Source organism: Nonomuraea sp. NPDC049758 (genome assembly GCF_040674635.1).
Lineage (GTDB): Bacteria > Actinomycetota > Actinomycetes > Streptosporangiales > Streptosporangiaceae > Nonomuraea.
Genome location: NZ_JBFAMZ010000007.1, coordinates 464,185 through 490,141, shown reverse-complemented (window position 1 = coordinate 490,141; position 25,957 = coordinate 464,185). Strand labels below are relative to the sequence as shown.

Here is a 25,957-nt window from a genome sequence, read left to right as displayed (position 1 = left end):
GGGCGGCCGCCCCCGGCGCGGGGGGGGGGGGGGGGGGGGGGGGGGTGGTGGGTCGGGCGGCGCCGCCGCCGGCCCCGCGCCGCCCCCCCCCCCCCCCCGCGCCTCAGGTCGGTTCGCCGGCGTGACGCCGCCGCCGGGCCGGGAGGCGGTTGGCGTGCGGGCGTGACGCCGCCGCGCCGGGGGCGGGCGGGCTGCCGTGTCGTCGCCGGGATTCAGCGCAGCCGGTTCAGCACCGCCCGCAGCACGGGGGCGAACGCGCCGGGGTCGTCGGCGAAGCCCGTGTGGTCGCCGGGGAACGGGACGGGGTCGAGCCCGAGCGCCTGCCCCAGGGCCCGGGAGGCGCGGTCGCACAGCTGCCCGGCCGACTCCTCGCCGATGCCGATCACCAGGCCGGGCGTCGCGCGCAGCCGGTCCAGGTCGGGCGCCCAGTGCGTGGTGGCGTGCAGCTCGTGGGCGAACCAGCGGCGCTCGTCGGCGACGTCCCGCGGGTCGCGCGGGCCGCCGAACATCATCTCCAGCGCGCCGTCCGGCACCGTGATGCCGGCCTGGCCCATGACCCCTGCCCAGGCCCCGACGACGTCGCCGCTCAGGTAGGCGGCGATGAGCTCGTCGGTCTGGCGGTGCAGCTTGTCGCGGTCCGGCAGCAGCTCGATCAGCGGCGGTTCGTGGGCGACGACGCCGCGCACCTGATCGGGACGGGCCTGCGCCAGGGCCAGCGCGGTGACGGCCCCGCCGCTGGAGCCGAAGACGACGGCCGGACCGGCCTCCACGTGCGCCAGCAGGCGGGACAGGTCGTCGGCGCGCAGCTGCGGGGTGGAGTCCTGGGCGGGGTCGTCCAGCGGGCTGTGCCTGATGCCGCGCGGGTCGGTGGTCAGCACCGTGTGGTCGCCCGCGATCAGGTCGGCCAGCGCGGCGAAGGAGCCGGCGTCCATCGGCGCGCCGACGAGCGCGACGAGCGGGCCCTGGCCGCGTACCTCGAAGTGCAGGCGGGCGCCCGGGACGTCGAGCGTGGAGACGGTCGTGGAGACGGTCGTGGAGACGGTCGCGGTCATGATGTCCTCCTGGAAGCGACGGCCCTGACGTGGGCCGACGGATGGTCGGCCGCGGTCGCGGTCGTGACGACCGCGGCCAGCAGCGGTGGTGCGGCGACGGCCACGAGCAGCGCCAGGGCTGCCGGGATCACCAGGGCGAGGGGCAGCGACGCCGTCGTGGCGACATACCCGATGAGGGCGGGGCCGACGAGGCCGCCGCCGTAGCTGACGGTGGTCACCGCGGACAGGCCGCGCGCGGCCCCGCCCACGGTTCCGAGCAGGCTGGCCACGACCGGCCAGACCACGGCCACGCCCGCGCCGGACAGCGCCCAACCGGCCATGGCGCAGCCCAGACGGACGGCCGCCCCCACGGGCAGGACGCCCGCGAGCAGGACGAGCCCGTAACCGGCGGCGGCGGTCGCGCCGGCCAGCCGGATCGTGACGCGGACGCCGAGCCGCGTCCTGACGGCGTCCCCGGCGAACCGGACGAGCGTCATCGCCACGAAGAAGACGGTGTAGACGAGCGACCCGGTGGCCGGGTCGGCGCCCAGGACGCGGGTCGCGTGCACCCCGGCCCAGTCGGTGGCGGCGCCCTCGGCGACGAACGCGGCGGCGCCGACCACACCCAGCATGGCCAGCACCCCCGGCCCCAGCCGAGCCACCCCCCGCCCCTCCGCCCCCCGCACCCCGCCCGCACCGTCGCCGACGGCCCCGCCCGCACCCCCGCGGGCGGCCCCGACGGTGGTCCTGGCAGCGCCCCCGACGGTGGCCTCGACGGTGGTCCCACCCGTGGTCCCGGTGGTGGCCCGGGTGGCGGCCATGGCGGCGCCCCCGACGGCGGCCATGGCGGCGGTCAGTGCCGTCGCGCCCACCAGCATCAGCACCCGCACGTCGGCCCCCGCACGCAGGGCCGCCGTGACGAGCGCGCCGCCCGCCACCGCGCCGAGCGTCCACGTGCCGTGCACCGTGGCCATGATCGGCCGCCCGAGCCCCCGCTCGACGGCCACCGCCTGGACGCTCAGGGCCACGTTCAGCAGACCGAAGAGCACCCCGAGCAGAGCGGCCGAGACCATCAGCGGCCCGGGACCGGCCGCCAGCGCCGGGCCGGCCAGCGCCAGCGCCGCCGCCGGGGCGCAGACCCGCAGCAGCCCGCCCCCGGACCAGCGGTCGCACAGCCGTCCGGCCACCGGCATGGCCACGAGGGAGCCGGCGGCCAGCACCATGAGCAGCGCGCCGAGCCCGCCGGGCCCGAGCCCGAGGCGCGCGTCGGTGGCGGGCAGCGTGGCGGCCCACACCGCGTTCGTGACGCCCGTCAGCCCGTAGCAGAGCGTGATCGTTCCTCGTCCGGCCATGTCCTGATCCTTGCGGTGGCGCGGCGTCCGGGTCCAACACCTGTTCGAACGCGATTCACGCGCCAGCTGTGTGAATCAGGTAGGAAGGTGGCATGCCGGACGACGTCGAGATCCGCCTGCTGCGCCACTACGTGGCCGTCGCCGAGGAGTTGCACTTCAGCAGGGCCGCCCAGCGCCTGTACGTGGCGCAGCAGGCGCTCAGCCGCGACGTCCGCAAGCTGGAGGACCGGGTGGGCCGCCGGCTCCTGGAGCGCACCACCCGCAAGGTCGCCCTCACCCCTGAGGGACGCCTGCTGCTGACCCGCGCACGGGAGATCCTCGCCCTGTACGACGCCACCATGCTGGACCTGCGCGGCCGGCCCAGGTCGCTGACGGTCGACGTCGTCGGCGTCGGTCTGACCCCTGCCCTGGTGCTGGCCGCGGCCCGCGCCCACGCGCCGGGGGTGGAGTTCTTCGCCCGCTTCCACAGCGGCACCGAGGCGGCCCCGCCCCTGCTCGCCGACGGCCGCCTGGACGTCACCTTCGGCCGCAGCCCCGAACCGCCCGGCCCCGGAACGCTCAGCTCCGAAGCACTCGGCTCAGGAGCGTCCGGCCGCGTGCGGTGGCGGCCGGTACGCCACGAGCGCATCGCGGTGCTGCTGCCCGAGCGTCACCCGCTGGCCCGGCTGCCCGCGATCCCCCTGGAGTCGTTGCGCGGCGCGAGCCCGTGCATCCGCGCCGGCGACCACGCCACGCCCGGCTGGGAGCACGCCGTCCTGCAGTTGCTGGCCCCCTTCGGCGTCGACGCCGCCCTGGCCCACCCGCACGTGCGCGGCGGCGACGAACTGGCCCAGCACCTCCGCGACCGCGACGCGCCCATCCTCACACTCACCACGCAACCCGGCATCCCCGGGGCGGTCCTGCGCCCGCTCGTGGACCCGGTCGCGATGTTCCCCTGGACGATGATCTGGCGCGCCGACGACGACCATCCCGGCCTGCGCGCCCTCCACCAGGCCGTGGACGAGCTGGCCGCCGCCCACGACTGGCTCGGCGTCCCGGACGGCGCGTGGTTCCCCGGACCCGAGGCCGGGTCAGCCCGTCAGAAGGCGTAGCCGTCAGAAGGCGTAGCGGATGCGGCAGTAGGGGAGCCTGGCGGCGATCAGCCCGGTCAGGGCGGCGACGTAGCGGCCCTTGTGTCCGTTGCGGTAGCGGACGTTCCAGCCGCCCGTCTCCGACCGTTTGGCCTGCTGCAGCTCGGGCCGCCACAACACCTCCTCGGCCTTCGGATGCCAGCCCAGGTTGACCTGGTGGAGCCGGTCGTTGTGGGTCAGGAAGATCACCTCGGCGGCGAGCTGGGCGCGGGCCTCGGGCGACAGCGCGTCGTCGAGCCGCTCCAGCAGCTCGGCCCAGTCCTCCAGCCAGCCGTCCCGGACCACCACCGGGCTCAGGTTGACGTGCACCTCGTAACCGGCCGCGACGAAGTCGTTGATCGCGTCGATGCGCTCGGCGACCGGCGAGGTGCGGATGTCCAGCAGCTTGGAGTCGGCGGCGGGCATGAGGCTGAACCGCACCCGCGTACGCCCGCGCGGGTCCCAGCCGAGCAGGTCGCGGTTGACGTACTTGGTGGCGAAGCTGGCCTTGGCGTTGGGCAGGTCGCGGAAGAGCTCGACCAGGTCCCGGACGTTGTCGCAGATCGTGGCGTCGAGCGAGCAGTCGGAGTTCTCGCCGATGTCGTACACCCACAGGCGGGGATCGACCTGGTCGGGCCGGGGTTTGACGCCCTGGCGGCCGGCGTGCCGCCGCAGGTAGCCGGTGATCTGGTCGATGTTGGCGAACACCGTGATCGGGTTGCTGTAACCCTTGCGGCGGGGCACGTAGCAGTAGGCGCACGCCATCGCGCAGCCGTTGGCCGTGGAGGGCGCGATGAAGTCGGCTGAGCGGCCGTTGGGCCGGGCGGTCAGCGACTTCTTGACGCCGAGCACGAGCGCCTCGGTCTTGATCCGCACCCAGCGGGCCACGTTCGCCTCGTCGCCGTACAGCTCGGGGATGCGGTGGTGGCTCTCGACCTCGACGATCTCGGCGCCGGGGAACCTGGCGAGGATCTCGCGCCCGCGCGGCAGCGCGGCGGCCGCGGGCTCGGCGTAGATGCGCCGGACGTCGAGGAGGCCGGTCACGGCCGCTCCGGCTGTTCCATGGGGCAAGAATATGCGGTCCGGGACGCGAGTTGCCAGGTCAGCACGGGTGCGCCGCAGCTTCGGCAGTCCTCGCGCCGGTACACCCAGCGCTCGGAGGGGGCGTCCGGGTCGCTCACCACCTGCCCGGCGTCCCGGCCGAGAGCGAGATACCGGACCGCCGTGTCCCACAGCCGCCCGGCGGTTTCGGCGCAGACGCCGCGGGCGTTCGGATGCAGGCCGACGAGGAACAGCAGCTCGGCCCGCCACGCGTTCCCGATGCCCGACCACACCTTCTGGTCCAGCACGGCCGCGCCCACCGGCCCGCCGAACGCGGTCAGCCGGGCCACGGCCTGCTCCGGCACGGCGTCCGCGCGCAGCGGATCGGGCCCGAGCGAGTCCCGCAACGCCGCCATCTGCCCGCGGGTCAGCGCCTCGCACCGCGAAGGCGCGATCAGGTCGTAGGCCACCTCGCCGGTCGCCAGCCGCAACCGCGTGCCGGGCCGCGGCGACGTCCCCGGATCGTCGTACCGCAGGAAGACGCCCCGCATGCCCAGGTGGACGTGCACGGTGGGCGCGTCCGCGAAGTGGTACAGCAGGTGCTTGCCGACCGCCTCCACCTCCGTCAGCACCCGCCCGTCCCACGGCCGCGCGTCGAACCGCCCCTGTGGCCCGGCGGCGAGCACCGTCCGCCCGGCCAGGTCCGCGTGCTGCCCGGCGGCGTGCCGGTGGATGAGATGTCCTTCGGGCATGCCCGGGGCCATACCCCGTGAGCTGCGCCGACGCGCCGCGCGCGGCCGGTCCGCTGAGTGGACCGAACGTTGCCCGCCGCCCTTCCGTCCCAACAGCATGGACGCGACGTAAGTGATCGCTCACGGAGAGCGACGACCGCTCGGGTGATCGGACCGTCCCACGGAAGGACGAGCACGATGAAAGACAGAACGTCGAGAGCCCTGTCCCGGGCCCTCATCGCGACGGTGGTGGCGGGGGCGGCGGTGACGGCGCCCGGCGCGGCCCATGCGAGCAGCGTCCGGGCCGCGGCCGAACCGACGTGCGGGAGCTGGGTCTCCAGCGCCGTCTTCCCCGGCCTGTCGGCCCGGGCCTGCATCTGGGGCACCGGCGCCTCCTGGAAGCAGGCCCAGACCGAGGTCTTCAACGGCGCGGGTTTCGCGGTGGAGGTCGAGACCCTGACCGCCACGCTCGACCCGCTCCCGGGCAACGCCCGGTGCACCGCCATCCACCTCCAGAACGGGCAGACCGCGTTCTGCGGCACGCGGAGCGTCCCCGACAACAACCCCTTCCAGTTCGACCGCGCCGTGGGCTCCGTCCAGGTCACCGACCTGGTCCACCGGGAACAGTTCGCCTTCGCGTCCCCCTTCGTCGGCTGAGCGGAAAGGGTGGTGAAGCCTTGACCGGTCCCGTGGAGGAGCCGGAGCAGGTCCGCCTGGTCCGCACCGCCGATCCGGCGGATCTGCGCTTCGGTTTTCCCGGCCTGTCGTTCAGGCGCCCGGCGGCCGGCCGGATCCTGGTCAGGACCGTGCCGGAGCGCGAGGGGCTGATCGTCGTCACGTTCGCCGCGCAGCACATCGTGGAGCAGGCGTTCTTCGAATCGGCAGGGGCCGGGCTGCCCGATCCCGTCGAGGTCGGCCACCTGATCCTGTCCGCCCTGGGCGGCTGGCTCGACGCCCTGGGCAGCTGGGACCCCCGCCCGGCGATCACCGACGTCAGCCAGTGGCGGCACCGCGCGGCCGTGGGCCGCGACCACTACGTGCGGGTGCTCTACTCGGGCTACCTGTGCCCCTTCGGGCACCGCGCGGACCTGGTGAAGGTGACCGAGCGAAAGTTCGACCCAGATCGCCCGGAACATCCCGCCTACCTGGCCCAGCGCATCTTCATCACCTGCCGCGAGCCGGTCCGGGACTTCCCGCCCGCCGCGACGACGACGGCGAACGGCTCGACGCCCTGTTCCCGTTCCGGCGGGTCGAGCTGATGACCCTGGTCACCCCCGACCTCGCGTGGCCCGCCGACGTCCTGCCGGTGCGCGAAGCGCAGCACGCCTTCTTCCCCGCCGTCCGCGACCAGGACCCGTACCTGTTCAAGGTGCGCGCGACCGACCTGGCCGGGCGGGAGACCGAGTTCAGCACCCCGCTGCTGTTCCTCACCGAGAACTTCAACAAGGGCGCCGACCTGGTGGCGGCGGCAGCGGCGTACAACGCCCTGGACCCCGGTCGCCGAGTACTGCGGCGCCTTCGCGGCGGTGGCCTGACATGAGCGAACGGACCGGACAGAGTACGGGGGAGCGCATGGGCACGTTCAAGGTTCTGTGGACGGCGTTGCCGGCCGGGCCGGCCGGGCCGGGCGAGGTGCGGCTGTCGGTCGCCGTCGGGCCCCGGCTGCAGGCGCCGCGCGGCCGGCTCGACGACGTCGCGGAGTTCACCGACTGGCCGAGGACGTTGCGCGAGACGGTCCTGCCGGCCCTGCGGATCGTGTGGGACGGCCACGCGGCCCCGGTCGTCCCACACCCCGACCCGAGATCCCCCGCCCCCGACTCCGACCTGTGGGGCAGACTCTTCCCGGCCGCCTCGCCGGTGCGGTCGCGCTCCCTGGCCGGCGCCCTCGGCGCGGCGGTCGCGGGGGGCTCGCCGGGCGTGCGGGTGTTGCGGTCGTTCCCCGCGGCGCTGGTCCACGAGCGCATCGCCACGCTGTACGACCAGATCGGCCAGGCCGTGATCAGCGACCGCCTGACGCCTCCGGGAAGCGGCGAGGCCGCCCTCGGGGACGGCCGCCCGCGTCGGCCCTGGCGTCAGCCGTACACCGGTCTGGTCCGCGAACTCCCGGTGGCCGGCGAGATGAGCAGGTCCAGCGGCGACCCCCAGGCCGCCTACCGGGCCATCGACGGCATGATCGGCGGGGGCCCGGGCTCCGCCGCCGAGCTCGGCCCGGCCACCCTCGACCGGACGAGCGCGGCCTACCGGGGCGACGAGACGAGGTTCGCGCCGGCCGAGGCCGTCAGGTTCTACGACCGGCCCAAGCCTCCCGGCAACGGCGGCGGCCCGGCGGGCGCGGAGGCCGGGCGGCCCCGGCCGGAGCCGCCCGACGTGGAGTTCCACGGCGTCTGCGGCTTCCTGGCCGACTATCCGGAGCTGTGCCGCCGGCTCGGGCTCGTCCTCGACCTCGTCGTCCCCGTGCCTGCGGGGCTCGCCGCCGGACGGCTCCGGGTGGCGTTCGAGGACGTGCCCCCGCCGTTCGACACCGACCGGCTGCGGCCGTGGACGCTCTACGACTTCGCGCCGGAGGAGCGCTTCACCGCCGCGTCGCCGCCCGGGCACCCCGTCCAGGGCGGCTGGCTCGGCCTCGGCGGCGACGACTGGACGGTCACCGACGCCGACGTCGACGGCGCGGCCATCAAGGCGGCCGACTTCACCGCGCTGATCGAGCGCATGCACGGCCTGAGCGGGCCGAGCGGCCAGCCGAGCGCCCAGCACCTGGGCACCGGCACCACGGCGCTCCAGGGCGCCGGGCTCACCGTCTTCCACCGCGGACGGGACGCCTGGCTGGCCGCCCAGATCGGCGACGACGCCGCCCACCAGCGGGGATCGGACGACGCGGTGCCCGAGCTGCACGCCGGCCATCTGGTCCGCGGGTTCCGCGTGGACGCCGGGATCGTCGGCCCGGGCGGCGCCGTCACCGGCTGGCTCTCCCTGTGCCGCCGCCGGGGCTCCTACCTCATCCGCCGCGGCGGGCGGCCGCCGTACTGGATCGAGGGGATCGCCGACGACGAGGGCACGGTCCGGGCGAGCGCCGTCACCCGCGACGCCACCAGGACCGACGAGCTGTACGTGCACCAGGCGCTGTTCGGCTGGGACGGCTGGAGCCTGGCCGCCCCGCTGCCCGGCCGCACGCTGGACAGGTTCGGCCGGCCGGTCGTCGCCGATCCGGAGGTGGACGCGAACTTCCCGCTCGACACCAAGTTCACGCCGGTGCCGGGCTCGCTGCCGGCGCTCCGGTACGGGCGCACCTACCGGCTGCGGGCCCGCGTCGTGGACCTGGCGGGCAACGCCCTGGACCCGGAGGCGCAGGCGCCCGCGTCCGCGCTGTCGCGGGCGATCACGTACTCGCGGTGGGAGCCGGTGCCGCCGCCCGTCATCGTCGAGCGCAAGCCGTTCAACGAGGGCGAGTCGAGCCAGTGCCTGGTCATCCGGAGCACCGTCACGGCCGCCGGACGGGACGTGCCCGCCTGGGAGTGGGCCCTGGACCGCCAGGACGTCCCCGGCCACACCGACCACCCGCCCGCCGCCGACGGCCTGAGCCGCCGGTACGTCTACTACGACGAGCGGTTCGTCGCTCCGCCCAAGACGTCGCTGCAGATGGCCGAGCGGCACGGCCGGTTCGACGACGCCATCGGCGGCGACCGGCCGCAGGAGGTGCGCAGACGGTTCTTCACGGCCGCCGCGCGCGAGTCCGGCACGTTCCTCGACACCGTGGTCAGCTACGCCGACGACCCGCGCCGTACCCGCGACCTGCTGTTCCTCGGCGAGATCGCGGTCGCCAAGCACGACCCCGCCGACCCCGAGCCGGTCACCCAGCTGCCCGTGACGCGCGGCGCCGGGCTGAAGCGCGGCGAGTTCGTCGTCCACACCGCCGCCGAGCTGATCCTGCCGTACCTGCCCGACGTCCTGGCCAGGGGCGTCACGCTGTACGGCCTGCCGGGCGCGCCGCCCATGTATCCCGTCTCCTTCTACGACGGCTTCCACGACGTCTGGCCGGACGCGGCGCCGTTCACCCTGCGGATCGAGGAGGGGGACGGGCCGCCGCGATGGCAGGACGTCCCGCGCCGGCTCACCGTCCACCTGCCCAAGGCCGAGACGGCGACCGTACGGCTCAGCTGCCGGCTCACCGCGGCCGACCTCGCCCTGCTGCCGGTCTGGCAGCGCCTGCTCGTCTCGGACTTCTGGCGCGACCTGACCGACGCCGAGCGGGAGCTGATCGCCGAGGAGACCGTGGCCGGGCTGAACTGGCTGCTCACCCCGTACACGGAGCTGCGCCTCGTGCACGCCGTCGAACGCCCGCTGTCGCCGCCCGCGCTCGCCGGGCTGGACTTCGCCCGCGACCCCGGACAGACCTTCGCCGACCTGCGGGGCACCCTGCGCGCACACCCCCGCAGCACCGGGCACGTCGACATCGACGCCACCTGGACGCGCTGGATCGACGACGTCGCCGAACCGGCCCCCCGCCGGATCAGGGAGCACGCCCACGTCGGCCGGGTGGAGCTGGACCACTCCGACCGCGAAGAGGTGCGCCTGCCGCACTCGGCCACCCCGGTCCGCCACGACTTCGGCGACACGCTGCACCGCAACGTCGCCTACCGGCCGACCGCCACCACCCGGTTCCGCGAGTACTTCCACCCGTCGATCACCGCCGATCCCGGCCTCGTCACCAGCGCCGGCGAGCCGAGCGCCGGGCCGTCCGGGCGGGGCTGGCCGGTGCCCGCGAGCAGGCGGTCGGAGCCGCCGAAACCGTCGTACCTGCTGCCCACCTTCCGGTGGAGCCGGCAGCAGGACCGCCGCGAGCGGCGTCTGGTGTCGGTACGCGACGGGGCCGGCGTCCGGGTTCACCTGGACCGGCCGTGGTTCTCCTCCGGTGACGACGAGTTGCTGGCGGTCGTCCTCGACCCGCCCGGGGCCGACGCGCTGCCCGGCCGCCTGGCGACCCGGTGGGGCACCGATCCCGTCTGGTCGGACGCGACCGTGCTGCCGCCGCCCGCTCCCGGCAACTTCCCCGGCCCCGTCACCGCCGTCGGGCTGCGGCTGGCCGAGTCGGGGGAGGGCCGCGAGCTGACCGGGGCCGTCGTGGCGTACGAGCCGTCGTACGACGCGGCCAAGCGCCTGTGGTTCGCCGACGTGGACGTGGACCTGGGCGCCGCCGGGCAGGCGTCGGCCTGCTTCCCGTACCTGCGCCTCGCCCTGGCCCGCTACCAGCCGCACGCGCTGACCGGGCTGGAGCTGTCGCCGGTGGTGCAGGCGGAGTTCGCGCAGCTCGTGCCGCGCCGGACGCTGACGGTCGAGGAGGTGTCCGGCGGGGGGCTGCGCGTCGTCCTCGCCGGGCCCGCCGCCGCCACCGAGCTCGGCGCGTCGGCCGGTGCCGGGCTGCCCGGGGTCGCGGCGAGCCACCGCGTCACCGCGACGGTCCAGCGGCGGCCCTTCACCAGCGCGGAGGATCTCGACTGGACGGACACGCCGATCAAGGCCGAACTGACCTGCGGCACGGCCCGGACCGGCTACCAGTGGTCGGCCGTGATCCCGCCGGCGGTGCTGGACATCGTCTGGCAGTACCGCCTCCTGGTGGAGGAGCGCGAACGCTACCGCACCGACCCCGGCACGGCCGACGAGACGGTCGTCATCGACGCGGCCGGGGGTGGTGCGCCGGAGCGAATCCCGGTGGGCGAGCGGCTCGCGCACGCGGACAGCGTCCCGCTGCGCGCCCGGCTGGGGCGGCTGGTCATCGACTTCGACGCCTAGCCCGACCTACCGGCCGGGTGGCGGGCCTTCCGGGGCGGCCAGCAGGCTCAGGGCGCGGCCCGCTCCCGGCACCCGGGCCAGATTGGCGCTGATGCACGCCGCGGTCTCGCGTACGGCGTCGGCCAGCAGGGGCAGCCGGTTCGTGCCGACCACCACGACGGCCGCCGCGGCCACCACGGCCCCCGTCGGCGCGCGCACGGGGGCGGCCACACATCCCAGGGGCGGCAGGGCCGCCTCGAAGTCGAACGCCACGCGCCGTTCGCGGGCGTCGCCGACCCGCCGCGCCCACTCGGCCGGGGAATGCCCCTCCGGCAGGCTCCAGCCGGGATCGGGACGGCGGCCCGACATCGGGTTCCCCACCGCCAGCACGACCTCGGCGGCGCTGGCCACCGGCAGCACCAGGCCGGGACGCATGCGGAAGACCTCGTCCACGGCCGGGTCGCCGATCCCCGAGACGACGATGACGTCGTCGCCGTCCCTGACCGCGATGGTCACCGCGCATCCGGCGGCGGCCAGCCGGCGCAGCGGCCGCACGGCGGCCGTGCTCAGCACCTGGGCCGGTGACCAGCGCTGACCCCAGCGGAACATCCGCGTGCCGATGCGGTAGCGGCCGCCGTCCTCGCGGTGGACCAGGCCGAGGTCGGTGAGCCGGCACAACAGCCGGTGGGCGGTCGCCTTGGGCAGGCCGGTGGCCACGGCGAGCTGCGTCAGCCCGGCCTCCTCCACCCGCGCGAGCTCCTCCAGCACCGCGAACGCGCCGTGCAGCACCCCGCGCCCGGCGGCGGGCCCGGCTCGTCCGTCGTCACCGTGGCCGCCGCCGAGCTCTTCCGGGCAGAATTCCATCGCGCACCCCCCGGGTCGCACTGACCCACCCGTTCGTATCACCGGGACGGACGCGCCCCCCAGAATCCCGGCCGCCATAAGTGACTAACCAATCACTCGAAGTGATCCCGCGAGGCGAGTGCACACTTCGGGGGCCGAGTCGCAAGAGGTGCGGACGGCTATAGGCGAGTTTCTCCGTCGATAGGGTGACGTGTCGCAATGACACGACTACTTATCGTGTGCGAGCGGTATCAGTCGTTCGGCCGGACGGACACCGGCGACGGGCGCGAGCAGTTCGCCAAGACGCGCCCTTCGCCGGTCCTTTCCCGTGCGCCGCAAAGCCCCGCCTCCAGGAAGGGACTACATGCGCAGCAAAGTCGTCGCGGTCTTCCCGGGCAGCGTAGCCATGCCCGCCGCCGGGGTGCTGGCGCCCCTGGCCGCCCGTACACCGGCCGTCCCGGAGCTCCTGCCGGAGATCGACGCCGTCGCCGCCGAGTACGGCTCGCCACCGCTCAGCGCCTACCTCCTCACCCCGGACGCCCCCCGCCCGCCCGGCCCCGAGAGCCACTACCTGGCCCTGATGGCGGTGTCGTTAGCCACCTTCGACGCCCTCGTGCGGGAGGGGCTCCAGCCGTACGCGCTGGTGGGCCACGGCCTCGGGGAGCTGTGGGCCCTGGTCGCCGCCGGGGTGCTGAGCGCGGGCGACGGCGCGCGCCTGGCCTGCGCGCGCAGCCGCGCACTGACCGGCCTGGGCTGGCCGGGCGCGATGATGTCCCTCGACGTCTCCGCCGTGCAGGCCCGGCACCTGGTCGCGCTGCTGGACCATCCACATCTCGTGGTCGGCTGCGACGACACGCCGCGGCGGTGCGTCCTGTCGGGGCCGCGCGAGCTGATGCCGCAGGCGGCCCGGATCGCCGGACACCTGGGCTGGACGAGCGCCGCACTCCAGGTCCCGCACCCCGCCCACACGCCCGCGGTCGCCGCCGCGGCCGCCGAACTGAGAGGCCGCCTGCCCGGCGTCAGGACGGCTCCGGCGCGCTGGCCGGTGTTCTCGCCGACGATGGGACGCCTGCTCACCCCCGACGACGATCCCGTCGCCGTCACCGCCGACGCCATGGTCGTCGCCGTGCACTTCCACCAGGCCGTCCGAGGGCTGGCCGCCCGTGGCGCGGAGGTCTTCCTGGAGTGCGGGGCGGGTGAGGACGCGGTCGCGCTGGTCCGCGCCATCGTCCCCGCCGCCACCGCCGTCTCCCCGCTCGCCGCCGACGGCCCCTGGCGGCCGGGCGAGCCCGTCCGCCCCGCCGCCGCCCTGAACGCCCCCACACCGACACCGAACGGCTCCACCCCCACACCAGCTCCGGTCGCGCACGGCAGCCCTGCCCTGCTCGCCGACCAGGTAGAACCGCCGTGGCACGACGAACCCCCAGAACTCGCCCAGCGCGACGGCCCCCCAGAGCCGGCCCCGCGCTACAGGCCCGCAGAGCTTGGCCGGCGTGGCGAAGCGGCGGAACGGGGCGCGTTGCCGCAGGCCGGTGCCGGGCTCGTGCCCGCCCCGGCCCGTCCGGGGGACGCCGATCAGGAGACGGGCCGATCGGGGACGGCCGGTGGTGCGGCTCTCGGTCAGGAGACGGGCCGGTCGGTGGCCGGTGGCGCGGCTGTTGGGCGGGAGACGGGCTGGTCGGTGCTCGGTGGTGCGGATCTTGGGCGGGAGGCGGGGCGGTTGGGGGTGGCTGGTGGCGCGGGGCTCGGGGAGGTGGCGCGTCCGCGGCTCGCGCCTGCGCCGCCACTCGCGCCGCCGCTCTTCCCGTCCGTCGGCCGGATGTTGCCTCCGGCGACGCTTCTGCTGTGCGGTGGGGCCGACGTCCTGGCGTTGCGGGCGTTGACCGACGATCGTGACGACGTGGTGGTGGCCGACGCCGACACCATCGACTGGACCTGGCTCCCCCTGACGCCCCGGCACCTGCGGGTGGTCGCCCGCCCCGGCCCCGACGCCGGACCGGTGCACGAGGCGATGATCGCCACCGCGGCCCGCTTCCCGCACCTCCACAGCATCGCCGCCCTCGTCATGGACGCACTGCGCCAGGAGGTGGTGCCCCACCCGGTCGCCGGCCTGTTCACGGGGGCGATCCAGCCGCTGGCCGCCGAACTGGCCGGTTGTGCCTGCGTCGCGGTGGCGACCGCGGACGTCGACCTGCCCGCCGCGCTCGACGTCCTGGCCGCCGAGCTGGAGGCGGCGCCCCCGCTGCTGGCCGCCTTCTACCAGGGCCCGCAACGGCTCCTGTACGAGCTCACCCCGGCCTTCGGCGACCAGCCGTGGCAGGGGAACGGACGCTCGTGGCCCTCGCCGACCAACACGGCATGAACGCCCCACCTCGCCGCCATCCTGGGGAAGCGACTCCTGACGAGACCGCGCCTTCCGCCGTCGCCACTCTTTGCGTACGCTGCATGACGGTAAGTGACAGGCAAGCATTCGTTCAGGAGGGGCATTGCGCAAGACAAGGCATGTCGCGGCGGTCGTCGCCGGATCCGTCGCCCTGCTGTCGCTGGGGTTCACCACGCCCGCGTCGGCCGCCACGGTCCTCGACTGCGATACCTTCGTCCACAACAACGACAACTACCTCGGCATCGCGATGTGCAGCAACCCGACGGGCCAGACCTGGCGGTTCCGGGCCGTGGTCACCTGCGGCTGGGCGCCCGACGTCGTCGGCGACTGGGTCGACCTCCCGCCGGGTCGTTCGGGCCAGTCGCAGGGCGTCTGCGGCCGGCTCGGCACGGGCGTCGGCGCCGTGGGCGTCGACGAGCGCCGCGTCTGACCCGGAAGACGACAGAACGCCGGTGAAGGCCCTCGGTCATGGTCGCCGAGCCCTTCACCGGTGGAGCCGGCCGTCGACGGCGACCGTCAGGATCGGCCGATGCCCTCTCCGTGCGGCGTGCGGGCATCGGTCCGTTCCTCCAGGTGGCCGTCGAACGGCGTCAAACGGCGTCGATCGGAGGCGCGGGGCGGCAGGGGCTCGGCGGTGGCGGTCAGGACCACGCGGCCGAGGATGTGGCAGGGGCGTACAACCATGCCTTCCGCCTGACGGCCAACTGGAGTGAGGCGGAGGACGTCGTGGCGCTGACGTTCCTGGAAGCCTGGCGGTTACGGGCGAAGATCGATCCCGAGGGCGGCTCGCTGCGGCCGTGGCTGCTCGGCATCGCGACCAACGTCTCCCGTAACGTCCGCAGGGCCGCCCGCCGCCATGACGACGCCCTGGCCAGGATCCCCAAGGGCGAGTCGGTGCCGGACTTCGCCGAGGACGTGGTCGGGCGCATCGACGACGCCGAACGGCTGGCCGCGGTCAGGCGGGCGTTCGGCAGGCTCCGCAAGCAGGAGCAGGACGTGTTCGCGCTGTGCGTCTGGGCCGCGCTGGACTACGCCCAGGCGGCCGAGGCGCTGGGCGTGCCGGTGGGCACCGTGAGGTCCCGCCTGTCGCGGGCCCGCAAGAAGCTCGCCGAGTTCGCGGAACGCGAAGGACTCACGGGACACGGGGAACCTGGGGAACGCGGAGAAATCGCAGGATTCGGGGAACTCGCCGGGACGAGCCGACAGGTAACTGGTGACCGAGGCCCCGCCAAGGAGGAGATCCGATGAACGTGCCGGTTGAGCGTGATCTTTCCGAGGGCCGTCGCCAACTGCTCAAGGAGTTCGTGATGACCGAGATCGAGAAGGCGCACCGTACTCGTCCGTCCCGGGTCAGGCTGCTGGCTCCCGTCGGCGCGCTGGCGGCCGCCGTGGCCGTCGCCGTCCCGCTGCTGTTCGGGGGGCCGGCGTACGCGGTGTCCAGGGCGTCCGACGGGTTGATCGACATCAGCATCAGCGAGGCGCAGGACCCCGAGGGGCTGCAGGCCGAGCTGCGGGGCCTGGGGGCGAACGTGGTGGTCAGCTACGTGCCCGACGGCAAGAAGTGCGGCCCGGAGCCGCGCGCGGCCCGGTTCCTGAGCAAGGAGGAGGCGCCGCTGTCGGTGTTCCCGCCGCCCGAGGGGCATGAGGCCGGCTTCGTCATCGACCCCAAGGTGATCAAGGAGGGGCAGACCGGCGTGCTGGAGTTCAGCGTCAGTGAGGAGAGGAAGGTCGCCGGGATCTGGGCGCGCGTCGCCGAGGGGCCGGTGGCCGACTGCGAGCTGGTCGGCACCACGGACGCGCCGCTGTCGCACTAGCGGCCGGGTCGGCGGGCAGCGCCTCGATCGGCGCGGCCGCCCGCTGCTCCGGGTCGGTCGTGTCGGCGCCGAGCCGCTCCACCAGCGCACGGCGACCGGACGCCGTCGCCAGGCGGAACACGGCCTCGTCGAGCCGGTCGCCGGACCGGACGAGCTGCGAGGAGCCGTCGGCACGCAGGGCGTCGAAATCGATCATCAGGGCATCGTGGAGGGCGGGGACGACACTTCCGGCCGTCCCCGCGGCGAGGCTGGTCAGTGGGCGAGGCCGATGGAGGTGGGGATGCTCCAGGGGCCGCAGTCGGAGCCGAAGGTCGCCCTGTCGCAGCCCTGGACGACGAAGGCGAACGTGTTGACCTCGTGGCCGTTGGTCGTGGTGCCGACGCCGTCCCGTACGTAGGGGGCCATCACGTACTGGCCGCTCCAGGCGGTCAGCCGCCCCGTCCGGACCTGGGTGGCCTTGCCGCCGTCCTTGCTCCAGCGGACGTTGAAGAAGTCCCAGTCACGGCCGAGGCCGCTCCACTTGAAGACGAGGTTCTGGCCCTTCTGGTAGACGCGGACCAGGGTGCCGTCCCCGAGGTTCGGCGACCAGACGATCTTGCCGTTGGTGAAGCGTTGCCAGGAGCCCTTCTTGTCCGGGTATCCGTACTCCTTGGTGGTGGGGCAGCCGTACACGCTGCGCTCGCCGCCGTTGGAGCGCCACAGGCCGCCGATGAGACTGCCGGACGGCGCCACCAGCGACGGGTCGCACGTGCTGCCGGTCGCCGCGGCGGGCGCCGGTGTGGTGAGGCAGAAGGTCGCCGCGAGCAAGGCGGCGGCGGCCGTGCCGGTTCGGGAGGGTGGGGCTGCGCGGCTCATGGGCGTCCTCTCGTCGAAGGTGTCGGCGCGCGTGCGGTGGGGCCTGCTGCGAGAGCGTTCGGGCGGCTCAGCAGTGCTTGCTGAGTGACATGCGCTTGACCAGGTCGAACAGGTCGGGGTCGAACTGGCCCTTGGCGATCCAGCGATAGGTCCGGCGGTCGTGCAGGTTCTTGACGAACTTCGTGCTGGTGCTGCCGTACACGCGGATGTCGCCGAGCAGGGCGCCGGCGCCGTCCTTCAGGTGCGCCCACATCAGCCAGGCGTCCTCGTCGCCGAGGCTGGAGACGGTGGCGTCCAGGCGCGCCGTGCCGTTGGAGTACAGGGTCCAGGTGGCGCCGGGCTCGATCGTGCAGTGGCCCGCCGAGAGGTAGCCGCGCCAGACGTACGTCTTCTGCTCCAGGGCGGACGCGCCGGCCGTCGAAGTGACGGACGACGCCAGGACGACGGCGGACACGAGCACGCCGGCGGTCTTGCGGACGCCATTCATGAGGACTCCTCGGGGCATGGGGGAGGGAGGTGTGCCGGGGGTCGGACGGCGGCGTCCGGGGGCGGGCCGATGACCTGGTAGCCGTGGCGGGCGGCGACCTCGGCCAGGCGGCCGGGATCGACGTCCCCGGCCGCGACCTCGGCGGCGAAGTGTTCGAAGCCGGCCGGCCAGGTGAGCTGGAGCAGGCGCAGGGGAGCGTCCTGGTCGTTGGCGAAGGCGTGCGGCACCCGGCGGGGGAGCAGGACGAAGGCACCGGCGGCGACCTGCCAGGACCGCTCGCCGCAGTGCATCCGCGCCGTCCCCGACAGCACGTAGAACGCCTCGTCGTCGTCCCGGTGCACGTGCAGGGGCGTGGCGAAGCCCGGCGGGCATTCCTGCTCGATGACGGTCAGCCGGTCGCCGGTCTCCGGCCCGCCCGCCTTCACGGTCATGGTGGTGCCGAGGAACGGGTGGACGGCGCCGCCGCCGGCCGGCAGATGGAGCGCGCTCATGGCCGTCTCCGCAGCGTGCGGAGCCGGATCGCGATGGACGTCATGCCTCACCACTCCTTGTAGCCTCACTCTAAAGTGCTACTCTAAAGTGGTACTCTAAATCGATGGATGACGTCAAGAGCCCCAAGCGGCGCTCGGCCCAGACCAGAAGCCGGATCGTGAATGCCGCCCAGGGGCTGTTCGTCGTGCGGGGCTACGCCGGCACGACCTTCCAGCAGGTCGCCGACGCGGCCGAGGTCTCGGTGCAGACGGTGTACTTCCACTACGGGACCAAGAGCGGGCTGCTCAAGCACGTGGTCGACGTCGCCTCGGCCGGTGACGACGAGCCCGTGCCGCTGCTGGAACGTCCGTGGTTCGCGGCCTTGCAGGCGTCGCGGGACCCGGTGGAGGTCGTGAGGGGGTGGGTGCACCAGAGCGGCGTCATCCTCGGCCGCGTCGCCCCCGTCCTGGCCGTGGTCCGCGACGCGGCGGCCGCGGACGCCGACATGGCCGCCCAGTGGGCCGTCAACAGCGAGCAGCGGCACACCGCGCATGGGCAGGTCGTCGCCATCCTCGACCGCCTGCACGCCCTGCGGCCCGGGCTCACCGCCGAGCGGGCCACCGACATCACCGTCGGGCTGCTGTCACCGGACCTGTTCCTGGTGATGACCCGCGAGTGCGGCTGGACGCCGGCGCAGTGGGAGTGCTGGAGCGCCGACCAGCTCTCCCACGCCCTCCTGCCCTCCTGACGCCCCGGCGGATCGTTCTGGCGGGCCGGCGTCCTGATGGGCGGGCGTCGCGGGCGGATGGTGGGCGGGTGGTCAGTCGGTCGGCTCCACGTCCGGTTCCACGTCCGGTTCCTCGTCCTTGCCGGACTCCTCGGCCACCTCGCGCCGCTCCTGCGCGACCTTCTCCTCCGGATCGGGCGGTGGCTCGACCGGCTCGGCGGGGATCGGCCGGGGAGTGTCCCTCACCTCGACTCCCGCCCGCGCGGCGGTGGTGTCGCTCTCCCCGTTGACCCGTCCGACCGCGGGCGGCATGTCCTCGGGCAGCTTGTCCTGTTCGTCCATGACCCGCAACTGCCCTGACCTTGACCTCTTGAACGAAGATCGACCTGTTCGGCGGTCAGGTCGTGCGGCGGGCGCGGTTCAGGACGAGGACGCCGAGGACGACGGCGGCCAGGCCGAGGATCAGGTCCAGGTAGCCGCCGACGATGCCGTAGCCGGTGCCCGGACCGCCCTTGGCGGCGCCGATGACCCAGCCGCCGATGACGATGCTGGTCACCCCCGCGGCCAGGGCGACGACGGCCCCGCGCTTCCCGGTCGCGGCCACGGTCGCGGTGCCGGTCCCGGTCCCGGTGCCGGTCCCGGTGCCGGTCCCGGTGCCTGTCCCGGTGCCGGGGGTGGCGCGGCGGCGGAGGCGGCCGGTGGCACGGGCCAGGCCGAGGCCGCCGACGGCGACGCCGGCCAGGCCCAGCCCGGCGCCGATCAGGGACCACATCCGGCCGGTGGTCATGGCGTACGCGGCGACGGGGTCGGCCTGGGCCGCGAGCAGGTGGTCGATGAACATGGCGGGTTCCTTCCGGCTGGACGTTGACGTGGAAAGCATGACCGCCGGGCCCGCCGCCGGACGTCCGGCGGGAGCGGGCTTGTCGGGGTGACGCCGGCGCCGCAGCCGGCTACCGCAGGGGCGGCAGGCAGGCGCGGACGTACCGCGTCCGCGGTAGGCGGCGGGTGATCCTGCTGCCGGAGTCGTACGGCCGGACATGCGGCTATGGTGCGCGTATGAGCACAAGGCGGCTCGGCGTCGGAGCCGGGGTGATCGACTGGCTGATCGCGGCCGGCGTGGCGGCGGCGCTGGTGGTCACCGGGTTGTCCGGGCAGCCTTCCGGCACCTACCTCGCGCCGCTCGGCTACGCGCTGCTGGCGGCCGGCGGGCTGGCGCTGGTCGCGCGCCGCCGGGCGCCGGTGCCCGTCCTGGCCATGACGGGGTTGTGCGCGGTGGGGTACCAGGCGGCCGGGTTCGACGTGCCGGCGGTGGCGTACCTGTTCGCGGTGTACGCGGCGATGCGGGCCGGACGGCGGCTGGTCACCGTGGCCGCGAGCGTGATCGTGCTGGCCCTGCTGCCCCTGGCCGCGCTGGCCTCGGGCCTGCACGACACGGGCGAGGCGTTCGCGCAGGCCAGGGGCGCGCTGGAGCTGGCCTGGCTGGTCGCGGCCGGCGCCGCGGGAGAGGCGTTGCGGCAGGCGGAGGGACGGGCGGAGGAGGCCGAGCGCACCCGGGAGGAGACCGCGCGGCGGCGTGCCGACGAGGAGCGGCTGCGCATCGCGCGGGACCTGCACGATTCGCTCACCCACCAGATCTCGGTCATCAAGGTGCAGGCCGAGGTGGCCGTGCACGTGGCCCGCAGGAAGGGGGAGCAGGTGCCGCAGGCCCTGCTGGTGATCCAGGAGGCCGGACGCGAGGCGACCAGGGAGCTGCGCGCGACCCTGGAGGCGCTGCGCGACGACACGACTCCGCCGCACGGCCTGGACCGGGTCCCCGAGCTGCTGGAACGGGCCCGGACCACCGGCCTCGACGCGACGCTGACGATCGAGGGGCAACGACGGGACGTGCCGGCCGCGGTGGACCGGACCGCGTACCGGATCGTCCAGGAGTCCCTGACCAACATCGCCCGGCACGCCGCCGCCGCGACCGCGGAGGTCCGCATCGACTACCGTCCCGACGCGCTGGCCATCCGCGTGGACGACGACGGCACGGCCACGCCGGACGCCGCCCCCGTGCCCGGCGTCGGCCTGATCGGCATGCGGGAACGCGTCACCGCGCTCGGCGGCAGCCTGCGGGCGGCCCCGCGCGGCGCGGGCGGCTTCACCGTCCAGGCCGAGCTGCCGATGGACCGCACGCCGTGATCCGGGTCCTGCTGGTGGACGACCAGCCGCTGCTGCGCGGCGGGTTCCGCGCGCTGCTCGACCTGGAGGACGACATCGAGGTGGTCGCCGAGGCCGCCGACGGGGCGCAGGGCCTGGCCCTGGCCAGGGAGCACCTGCCGGACGTCGCGCTCATCGACATCCAGATGCCGGTCGTGGACGGCATCGAGGCGACCCGCCGCATCGCCGCCGACCCGGCCCTGGCCGGCGTGCGCGTGGTCATCCTGACCAACTACGGCCTGGACGAGTACGTCTTCAACGCGCTGCGCGCCGGCGCGGCCGGGTTCCTCGTCAAGGACGTCGTGCCGGAGGACTTCCTGCACGCCGTGCGCGTCGCGGCCCGCGGCGACGCGCTGCTCGCGCCGTCGATCACCCGCATGCTGATCGACCGGTACGTCACCCGGCCGCCCGCCGCCACCGCCGGCGAGGAGCTGCGGGAGCTGACCAACCGCGAGCGCGAGGCCGTCGCCCTGGTCGCGCGGGGGATGTCCAACGACGAGATCGCCGCCCATATGGCGATCAGCTCGATGACCGCCAAGACCCACGTCAACCGGGCGATGGCCAAGCTGCGCGTGCGCGACCGCGCCCAGCTCGTGGTCCTGGCCTACGAGTCGGGCCTGGTGACGCCGCGCACGGCGTGACGCGCCCCAAGGCAGGCGGGCACGTCGTCCAGCCGCCAGCACAGCTCGTCCACCACGCCGACGACGCCGTTGACGCCGCGGGTCCGGCGGACGGCGTGCGCGGCGTCGGACCGGCGGTCCATCCGGCCCGACAGCGTGACCACGCCCTGCCGCACCGAGACCCGCACGTTCCCGGTGTCCATCCACAACGCCCGGTGCAGGACGTCGTCGCGGACGACGGCGGCGATCTCCTCGTCGCCGCGCAGGAACATCCTGACCAGGTCGCCGCGGCTGAGGATGCCCACCAGACGGCCGTTGTGGTCGACCACGGGGATCCGGCGCACGTCGCGGGCGTTCATCAGCCGGGCGGCGGTGACCGCCGACCTCTCGGCGGTGATCGTGACCGGCGGGCTCGTCATCAGGTCCGCGGCCGTGACGCCGATGGCCTTCCTGCTGCCGGGCCGGTGGCGCACCCGGGACAGCAGCGGCGGCCGGTAGTCCTCGCCGGGGAACTGCTCGCGGAACTCCTCCTTGCACAGCAGGTCGGACTCGGAGACGACGCCGATGACGTGCCGGTCGTCGTCGAGCACCGGCACGGCGCCGATCCCGCGGCCGGCCAGCGCCTCGGCGATCTCTTTGAACGGGGTGGCGGCGCCGGCGGAGACGACCTCGCGGGTCATCACGTCCTCGACGGTCAGGTTCATCGTTCACCTCGGGGCTTCTCGGTCCTGACTCCATCCCATCCGGCGACGCGGCCCGGCCGTAGGGGCGTTGGTCCCTGGACGGCGGGCCGGGAGTCCCCGCCGCCGCTTCAGGATCGCTCGCGCACCACCGCGACGGTGCAGCGCGCGTGGTGCAGGACGCCGCGCATCACCGAGCCGAGCACGAACGAGCCCAGCCCGCTCCTGCCCTGCGAGCCGAGCACCAGCAGTTCGGCCCGGTCGCCCGCGGCGACGAGCGTCTTGACGGGATGGCCGCACTGGACGTCCGCGATCACCCTGACGTCGGGATGCCGTTCCTGCCACGGGGTGAGCTGCTCCCTGGTGACGCGCAGGTGGCTCTCCCGCAGCGCCTCGATGTCGCAGGAGAAGTCGGGCGCCAGCGCGAACGGCAGCGGCCAGGCGTGCACCGCCCGCAGGCCGCCGCCGCGCAGTTCGGCCTGCCGGAAGGCGTAGTCGAGGGCCGGTTCGCAGGCGGGGGAGCCGTCCACGCCGACGACGACCTCGTCGTGGGAGGCGGCGTCCCCGTCGCGGACCACGACCACCGGGCCGGGCGCCTGACCGGCCACGCTCATGCTGACCGAGCCGAGCACGGCACCGGCGAAGCCGCCCGCCCCCCTGCGCCCCACCACCAGCTCGGCGGCCTCGGCCGCCTGCTCCCGGAGGGCGACCGACGCCTTCCCGGTCATGACCCGGGTGCTCACCTCGACCGTGGGCCGGCGTTCGCCGACGATCTCCTGCGCCTTGGCCAGGATCTCCCGCGCGCGCTCGGTCATCGAGCTCTCCCACTCGACGGCGGCGATCTGCGGAACCTGGTACGGCCAGGTCTCCACCACGGACACGATCCGCAGCGCGGCCCCCGCCCTGAAGGCGTCGTCGGCAGCCCACGCCACGGCGTCGAATCCGGACGGCGATCCGTCGACACCCACCACGACCAGCTCAGACATCGCTCAATACCTCCCCTACTCATTCAGCCGTCCGGGAGGTGAGCGGACAGGATCGCCAGCCCCAAAACTTGGAGAAATCTGGCGGCGGAGGCGACCCGGGGCGGCTCCGGACGGCTGCCGGCCCGCGAACTTGGGGTTTCTTCGCCCGCTCCTGACTTTGGGCAGGCGGGGACCGAGGAAGATCCACGGCCGGGAGGCAGCATGCCGGGACGGATCACGGTCGGCGTGGACGGGTCCGCGCCGTCGGACGCCGCGTTGGGCTGGGCCGCCGACGACGCGGCGCGTACGGGCGCGGAGTTGCACATCGTGCACGCCCTGGACCGGCAGCCGTACAGCGTCGGCAGGTTCCCCGACTTCGGGCAGTGGAACAACCTGCTGCTGGCGGCGTCCAGGGTGCTGGAGCGGGCCGAGGCGGCCGTCCGGGCGCGGCAGCCGTCCGTGCCGGTGCACGCCGAGATCGTGGAGGGGACGCCCGCGGCCGTCCTGCAGGATCAGGCGCGGCGGGCGGACGAGCTGGTCATCGGCAACCGGGGGCTGGGCGGGTTCGCCGGCGCGCTGCTCGGATCGGTGACCACGCAGGTGGCCGGTCAGGTGCGGTGTCCCGTGGTGGTGGTGCGCGCGGACCCGCCGGAGCGGGTCGGCGAGGTCGGCGTCGGGATCGACGACTCCGGCGTCTGCGAGCCGGCCATCGGCTACGCCTTCGAGCAGGCCAGGCTGCGCGGTGCCCGGCTGCGCCTGATCCACGCCTGGCAGATCCCCGTGCACGCCTTCGCGCCGGAGATCGCCTACGACGTGGACGAGGTCCGGGCCGCTCAGCGCGAGGTGATCCGGACCAGGACGGCCGGATGGCGGGAGAGGCATCCCGAGGTGACGATCGTGGAGGACGTGCAGAGCGCCCATCCGGTCGAGGCGCTCACCGGCGCGCCCTGCGACCTGCTGGTGGTCGGCTCCCGCGGCCGGGGCGCGTTCGGCTCGCTGCTGCTCGGCTCGGTCAGCAGAGGGGTGCTGCACCACGCGCACTGCCCGGTCGCGGTGATCCGTCCCGCCGACGACGCCGAGGGCGGCGAGCCGCGGTGACGGGAGGGCGGCGCGATCAGGGCCCGTGAGCCGTGGTGACGGGAGGGCGGCGCGGTCAGGGGCTGCGCCGCCGTCCCCAGTCCTCGCCGGCCCGCGCCCACTGGACCTCCCACTCCCGGTACCGCCGCCGATCCGTCCACCACCGGAACGCCGCGAACCCGCCCGCGGCGGCCAGGGCGATCACGGACATGAGCAGGAGGCCGGTCACCACGCCCCTCGTCCGCAGGACGGTACGGGCGGTGGGGGCCGGCACGGGCCGGCCGGCGGCGTCGATCCACAACGGGACCGTCGAACCGGCCCTGGCCACCCCGGGGACCGGCACCGGGCCGCTGCGCGCGGCGCCCGAGGACGTCGTCCAGCTCGCCATCGCCCGCTGCTCGCCCACCGGCATCTCGGTGAGGGCGACGCGGGCGGCCGGCGCGTCGGCCAGCAGCGTCGCCCTGACCTGGTGCCGCCCCACGGCGTGCGCGCTCTCCTCGTGGAGCGCGCCCTCGTAGGCCAGCCGGCCCACGAGGACGGCGGGCCAGACGCCCGCCAGCACCACGAGCCCGGTCACCAGCACCGCGAGCGCCTCCAGCCGGTCGGAACGGCGGCGCAGGGGATTGCCGTCGGGACGGTACAGGCGTACGCGCCGGACCAGAAGGTCGATCAACGCTTTCAACGGACACCTCCTTGAAGCACTGTGCGGGCGCCCCGGCGGGGACGGCAGGGGCGGGCGGCTCTTGACGGGAGGGCCTTCGTCCCGAGTCCGTCAGGACGGACGGGGCGGCCCCGCGTACGGATCACGGAGGACAAGGCGTGGTCACCCCGCCATCATGAACGAACCAAGGAGATCAACATGGCCGTTCTCCTGGGAAGACGTGCCAAGAGCCGCCCCGGCCGGCCTCAGCCGGGCTCCAGCGAACGGGGGATCGAGTCCGACGGCCCGGCGGGATGCCCGGTACGCCCCGCCGCGTCATAGATCTTGACCCACCGGATGGCCGGGAACTGCTTGAGCGTCGGCCTGATCTGGTCGGCGATGGTGAAGACCGATCCGCCGCCGTCGACCGGGCCGGTCAGGTGGACCCTGGCGATCCCGTCCGCGACGGTCAGCCTGCCGAAGCCGGTGGCCTTGGAGTTGACGAAGCGCAGGCCGCGCGCCCGTTCGGCCTCGGTCGGGCCGGCGAACAGCCGTTGCAGCGCGCCGTAGGCGGTCGCCGGCGGAGCCACCGGGCGGGTCACGGCCGCCGTGCGCGGGCTCCTGGCGGTGGTGTCGAGGAAGTGGTCGCGTACGGACACGGTCCGGTAGGACGTGGTGAGGTCGACGACGACCCGGCTCGGCCGGGTGAGCGTGCGGACCTGGTAGGGCACGCGCCTGGCCAGCCCGACGCCGAAGGTGAGCGTGGCCTCGAAGTCGCCGGTGTTGACGACCTGGACGACGCCGGGCAGCGCGTAGGTGCGGCGGGTGGGGCCGTAGGTGACCCGGCCCCGGCGGTCGTGGCCGTCGGCCTGGTCGAAGCGGACCTGGAGGAGGGCGTCGCCGGCCGCGCCGACCGTCCGCCCGGAGCCGTCGGCGACCAGCCGGGACACGTAGCGCACGTCGTGCCGGGCCGGGACCGGGCCGCGGAACTCGAAGACCAGCCGGTCCAGGCCGGGCAGGTGCGCGGCCCGGATGCCGACCAGGACGGGGACGGCGGCCTGCCGCGCGGCCCGCGCGGGTAAGGCCGGCACGCCGGTGACGGTCACCGCCAGGGCGACGGCGAGGAGGGAACGGATCGGGACCATGATCATCATCTTCTCTCCCGT

At 74.6% G+C, this 25,957-nt stretch carries 27 protein-coding genes; 13 read left to right on the top strand and 14 right to left on the bottom strand.

The window, feature by feature from the left end; all coding sequences use genetic code 11:
* Window positions 1-212: 212 nt before the first annotated feature.
* Both AB0J46_RS21865 and AB0J46_RS21860 read right to left on the bottom strand, forming a co-directional pair.
* Window positions 213-1,052: an alpha/beta hydrolase gene (locus AB0J46_RS21865; RefSeq protein ID WP_364334661.1), complete on the bottom strand. Its 840-nt coding sequence runs from the start codon at window positions 1,050-1,052 to the stop codon at window positions 213-215.
* Window positions 1,049-2,383 carry an MFS transporter gene (locus AB0J46_RS21860; RefSeq protein WP_364334658.1) on the bottom strand — a complete coding sequence of 445 codons (1,335 nt, stop codon included), beginning with the start codon at window positions 2,381-2,383 and terminating at the stop codon, window positions 1,049-1,051. The genes AB0J46_RS21865 and AB0J46_RS21860 overlap by 4 nt, the downstream gene beginning before the upstream one ends.
* Before the next feature lie 92 nt (window positions 2,384-2,475).
* On the opposite strand from AB0J46_RS21860, the gene AB0J46_RS21855 reads away from it, so the two are divergent.
* On the top strand, window positions 2,476-3,474 hold the full coding sequence (locus AB0J46_RS21855; RefSeq protein WP_364334655.1) for a LysR family transcriptional regulator: 999 nt from the start codon (window positions 2,476-2,478) through the stop codon (window positions 3,472-3,474).
* Between the two features lie 3 nt (window positions 3,475-3,477).
* Here the strand turns inward: AB0J46_RS21855 and AB0J46_RS21850 are convergent, their stop codons facing one another.
* Both AB0J46_RS21850 and AB0J46_RS21845 read right to left on the bottom strand, forming a co-directional pair.
* Window positions 3,478-4,536, bottom strand: coding sequence for a spore photoproduct lyase family protein (locus tag AB0J46_RS21850; protein ID WP_364334652.1), 1,059 nt, complete (start codon window positions 4,534-4,536; stop codon window positions 3,478-3,480).
* Complete coding sequence (locus AB0J46_RS21845; RefSeq protein ID WP_364334649.1) at window positions 4,533-5,285, bottom strand: DNA-formamidopyrimidine glycosylase family protein; 753 nt, start codon at window positions 5,283-5,285, stop codon at window positions 4,533-4,535. Before AB0J46_RS21845 ends, AB0J46_RS21850 begins: the two co-directional genes overlap by 4 nt.
* A 177-nt stretch (window positions 5,286-5,462) precedes the next feature.
* Between AB0J46_RS21845 and AB0J46_RS21840 the strand changes: the two genes are divergently transcribed.
* Genes AB0J46_RS21840 through AB0J46_RS21825 form a run of 4 tightly spaced genes read left to right on the top strand, consistent with a single transcriptional unit; the run spans window position 5,463 to window position 11,051 of the window.
* Complete coding sequence (locus AB0J46_RS21840) at window positions 5,463-5,921, top strand: hypothetical protein (protein WP_364334646.1); 459 nt, start codon at window positions 5,463-5,465, stop codon at window positions 5,919-5,921.
* Window positions 5,922-5,941: 20 nt separating this feature from the next.
* Complete coding sequence (locus AB0J46_RS21835) at window positions 5,942-6,523, top strand: hypothetical protein (RefSeq protein ID WP_364334643.1); 582 nt, start codon at window positions 5,942-5,944, stop codon at window positions 6,521-6,523.
* A complete protein-coding gene (locus tag AB0J46_RS21830) occupies window positions 6,523-6,804 on the top strand; it encodes a hypothetical protein (protein ID WP_364334640.1) in 282 nt (93 codons plus the stop codon). Before AB0J46_RS21835 ends, AB0J46_RS21830 begins: the two co-directional genes overlap by 1 nt.
* Window positions 6,801-11,051 (top strand): hypothetical protein, encoded by a 4,251-nt coding sequence (locus AB0J46_RS21825; RefSeq protein ID WP_364334637.1) that lies wholly within the window; start codon window positions 6,801-6,803, stop codon window positions 11,049-11,051. The genes AB0J46_RS21830 and AB0J46_RS21825 overlap by 4 nt, the downstream gene beginning before the upstream one ends.
* Window positions 11,052-11,057: 6 nt before the next feature.
* Here the strand turns inward: AB0J46_RS21825 and AB0J46_RS21820 are convergent, their stop codons facing one another.
* The gene (locus AB0J46_RS21820; protein ID WP_364334634.1) at window positions 11,058-11,894 is read right to left on the bottom strand and encodes a helix-turn-helix domain-containing protein; all 837 of its coding nucleotides are present in this window, start codon (window positions 11,892-11,894) and stop codon (window positions 11,058-11,060) included.
* Window positions 11,895-12,237: 343 nt separating this feature from the next.
* Here AB0J46_RS21820 and AB0J46_RS21815 point away from each other — a divergent pair, with 343 nt between their 5' ends.
* The 4 genes from AB0J46_RS21815 (at window position 12,238) to AB0J46_RS21800 (ending at window position 16,070) form a co-directional block, all read left to right on the top strand.
* The gene (locus AB0J46_RS21815) at window positions 12,238-14,235 is read left to right on the top strand and encodes an acyltransferase domain-containing protein (RefSeq protein WP_364334631.1); all 1,998 of its coding nucleotides are present in this window, start codon (window positions 12,238-12,240) and stop codon (window positions 14,233-14,235) included.
* A 124-nt stretch (window positions 14,236-14,359) separates the two neighbouring features.
* Window positions 14,360-14,686, top strand: coding sequence for a hypothetical protein (locus AB0J46_RS21810; protein WP_364334628.1), 327 nt, complete (start codon window positions 14,360-14,362; stop codon window positions 14,684-14,686).
* 110 nt (window positions 14,687-14,796) lie between these two features.
* A complete protein-coding gene (locus tag AB0J46_RS21805; protein WP_364334625.1) occupies window positions 14,797-15,504 on the top strand; it encodes an RNA polymerase sigma factor in 708 nt (235 codons plus the stop codon).
* On the top strand, window positions 15,501-16,070 hold the full coding sequence (locus AB0J46_RS21800) for a hypothetical protein (protein ID WP_364334622.1): 570 nt from the start codon (window positions 15,501-15,503) through the stop codon (window positions 16,068-16,070). Before AB0J46_RS21805 ends, AB0J46_RS21800 begins: the two co-directional genes overlap by 4 nt.
* Before the next feature lie 252 nt (window positions 16,071-16,322).
* On the opposite strand, the gene AB0J46_RS21795 is transcribed toward AB0J46_RS21800, so the two are convergent.
* The 3 genes from AB0J46_RS21795 to AB0J46_RS21785 form a co-directional block, all read right to left on the bottom strand.
* On the bottom strand, window positions 16,323-16,925 hold the full coding sequence (locus AB0J46_RS21795) for a hypothetical protein (protein WP_364334619.1): 603 nt from the start codon (window positions 16,923-16,925) through the stop codon (window positions 16,323-16,325).
* A 67-nt stretch (window positions 16,926-16,992) separates the two neighbouring features.
* Window positions 16,993-17,412 (bottom strand): DUF6294 family protein, encoded by a 420-nt coding sequence (locus AB0J46_RS21790; protein ID WP_364334616.1) that lies wholly within the window; start codon window positions 17,410-17,412, stop codon window positions 16,993-16,995.
* Window positions 17,409-17,903, bottom strand: coding sequence for a cupin domain-containing protein (locus tag AB0J46_RS21785; RefSeq protein WP_364334613.1), 495 nt, complete (start codon window positions 17,901-17,903; stop codon window positions 17,409-17,411). The genes AB0J46_RS21790 and AB0J46_RS21785 overlap by 4 nt, the downstream gene beginning before the upstream one ends.
* Before the next feature lie 104 nt (window positions 17,904-18,007).
* Here AB0J46_RS21785 and AB0J46_RS21780 point away from each other — a divergent pair, with 104 nt between their 5' ends.
* A complete protein-coding gene (locus AB0J46_RS21780) occupies window positions 18,008-18,631 on the top strand; it encodes a TetR/AcrR family transcriptional regulator (RefSeq protein WP_364334610.1) in 624 nt (207 codons plus the stop codon).
* A gap of 72 nt (window positions 18,632-18,703) precedes the next feature.
* Here the strand turns inward: AB0J46_RS21780 and AB0J46_RS21775 are convergent, their stop codons facing one another.
* Both AB0J46_RS21775 and AB0J46_RS21770 read right to left on the bottom strand, forming a co-directional pair.
* Window positions 18,704-18,952, bottom strand: coding sequence for a hypothetical protein (locus AB0J46_RS21775; protein ID WP_364334607.1), 249 nt, complete (start codon window positions 18,950-18,952; stop codon window positions 18,704-18,706).
* A 55-nt stretch (window positions 18,953-19,007) separates the two neighbouring features.
* The gene (locus AB0J46_RS21770; protein ID WP_364334604.1) at window positions 19,008-19,451 is read right to left on the bottom strand and encodes a DUF6223 family protein; all 444 of its coding nucleotides are present in this window, start codon (window positions 19,449-19,451) and stop codon (window positions 19,008-19,010) included.
* Window positions 19,452-19,666: 215 nt separating this feature from the next.
* On the opposite strand from AB0J46_RS21770, the gene AB0J46_RS21765 reads away from it, so the two are divergent.
* Window positions 19,667-20,791 (top strand): histidine kinase, encoded by a 1,125-nt coding sequence (locus AB0J46_RS21765; RefSeq protein ID WP_364334601.1) that lies wholly within the window; start codon window positions 19,667-19,669, stop codon window positions 20,789-20,791.
* A complete protein-coding gene (locus AB0J46_RS21760) occupies window positions 20,788-21,450 on the top strand; it encodes a response regulator transcription factor (RefSeq protein ID WP_352353711.1) in 663 nt (220 codons plus the stop codon). Before AB0J46_RS21765 ends, AB0J46_RS21760 begins: the two co-directional genes overlap by 4 nt.
* Here the strand turns inward: AB0J46_RS21760 and AB0J46_RS21755 are convergent.
* Together AB0J46_RS21755 and AB0J46_RS21750 are read right to left on the bottom strand one after the other, a co-directional pair.
* Window positions 21,414-22,133, bottom strand: a complete 720-nt coding sequence (locus AB0J46_RS21755; protein ID WP_364334598.1) for a CBS domain-containing protein — start codon at window positions 22,131-22,133, stop codon at window positions 21,414-21,416. The two genes, AB0J46_RS21760 and AB0J46_RS21755, sit on opposite strands and share 37 nt — an antisense overlap.
* Window positions 22,134-22,240: 107 nt before the next feature.
* Complete coding sequence (locus AB0J46_RS21750; protein ID WP_364334595.1) at window positions 22,241-23,095, bottom strand: universal stress protein; 855 nt, start codon at window positions 23,093-23,095, stop codon at window positions 22,241-22,243.
* A gap of 201 nt (window positions 23,096-23,296) precedes the next feature.
* Here AB0J46_RS21750 and AB0J46_RS21745 point away from each other — a divergent pair, with 201 nt between their 5' ends.
* The gene (locus AB0J46_RS21745) at window positions 23,297-24,172 is read left to right on the top strand and encodes a universal stress protein (RefSeq protein ID WP_364334592.1); all 876 of its coding nucleotides are present in this window, start codon (window positions 23,297-23,299) and stop codon (window positions 24,170-24,172) included.
* A 55-nt stretch (window positions 24,173-24,227) separates the two neighbouring features.
* On the opposite strand, the gene AB0J46_RS21740 is transcribed toward AB0J46_RS21745, so the two are convergent.
* Together AB0J46_RS21740 and AB0J46_RS21735 are read right to left on the bottom strand one after the other, a co-directional pair.
* Window positions 24,228-24,833 (bottom strand): hypothetical protein, encoded by a 606-nt coding sequence (locus tag AB0J46_RS21740; RefSeq protein ID WP_364334589.1) that lies wholly within the window; start codon window positions 24,831-24,833, stop codon window positions 24,228-24,230.
* Between the two features lie 224 nt (window positions 24,834-25,057).
* Window positions 25,058-25,936, bottom strand: a complete 879-nt coding sequence (locus tag AB0J46_RS21735; RefSeq protein ID WP_364334586.1) for a hypothetical protein — start codon at window positions 25,934-25,936, stop codon at window positions 25,058-25,060.
* Window positions 25,937-25,957 lie beyond the last annotated feature (21 nt).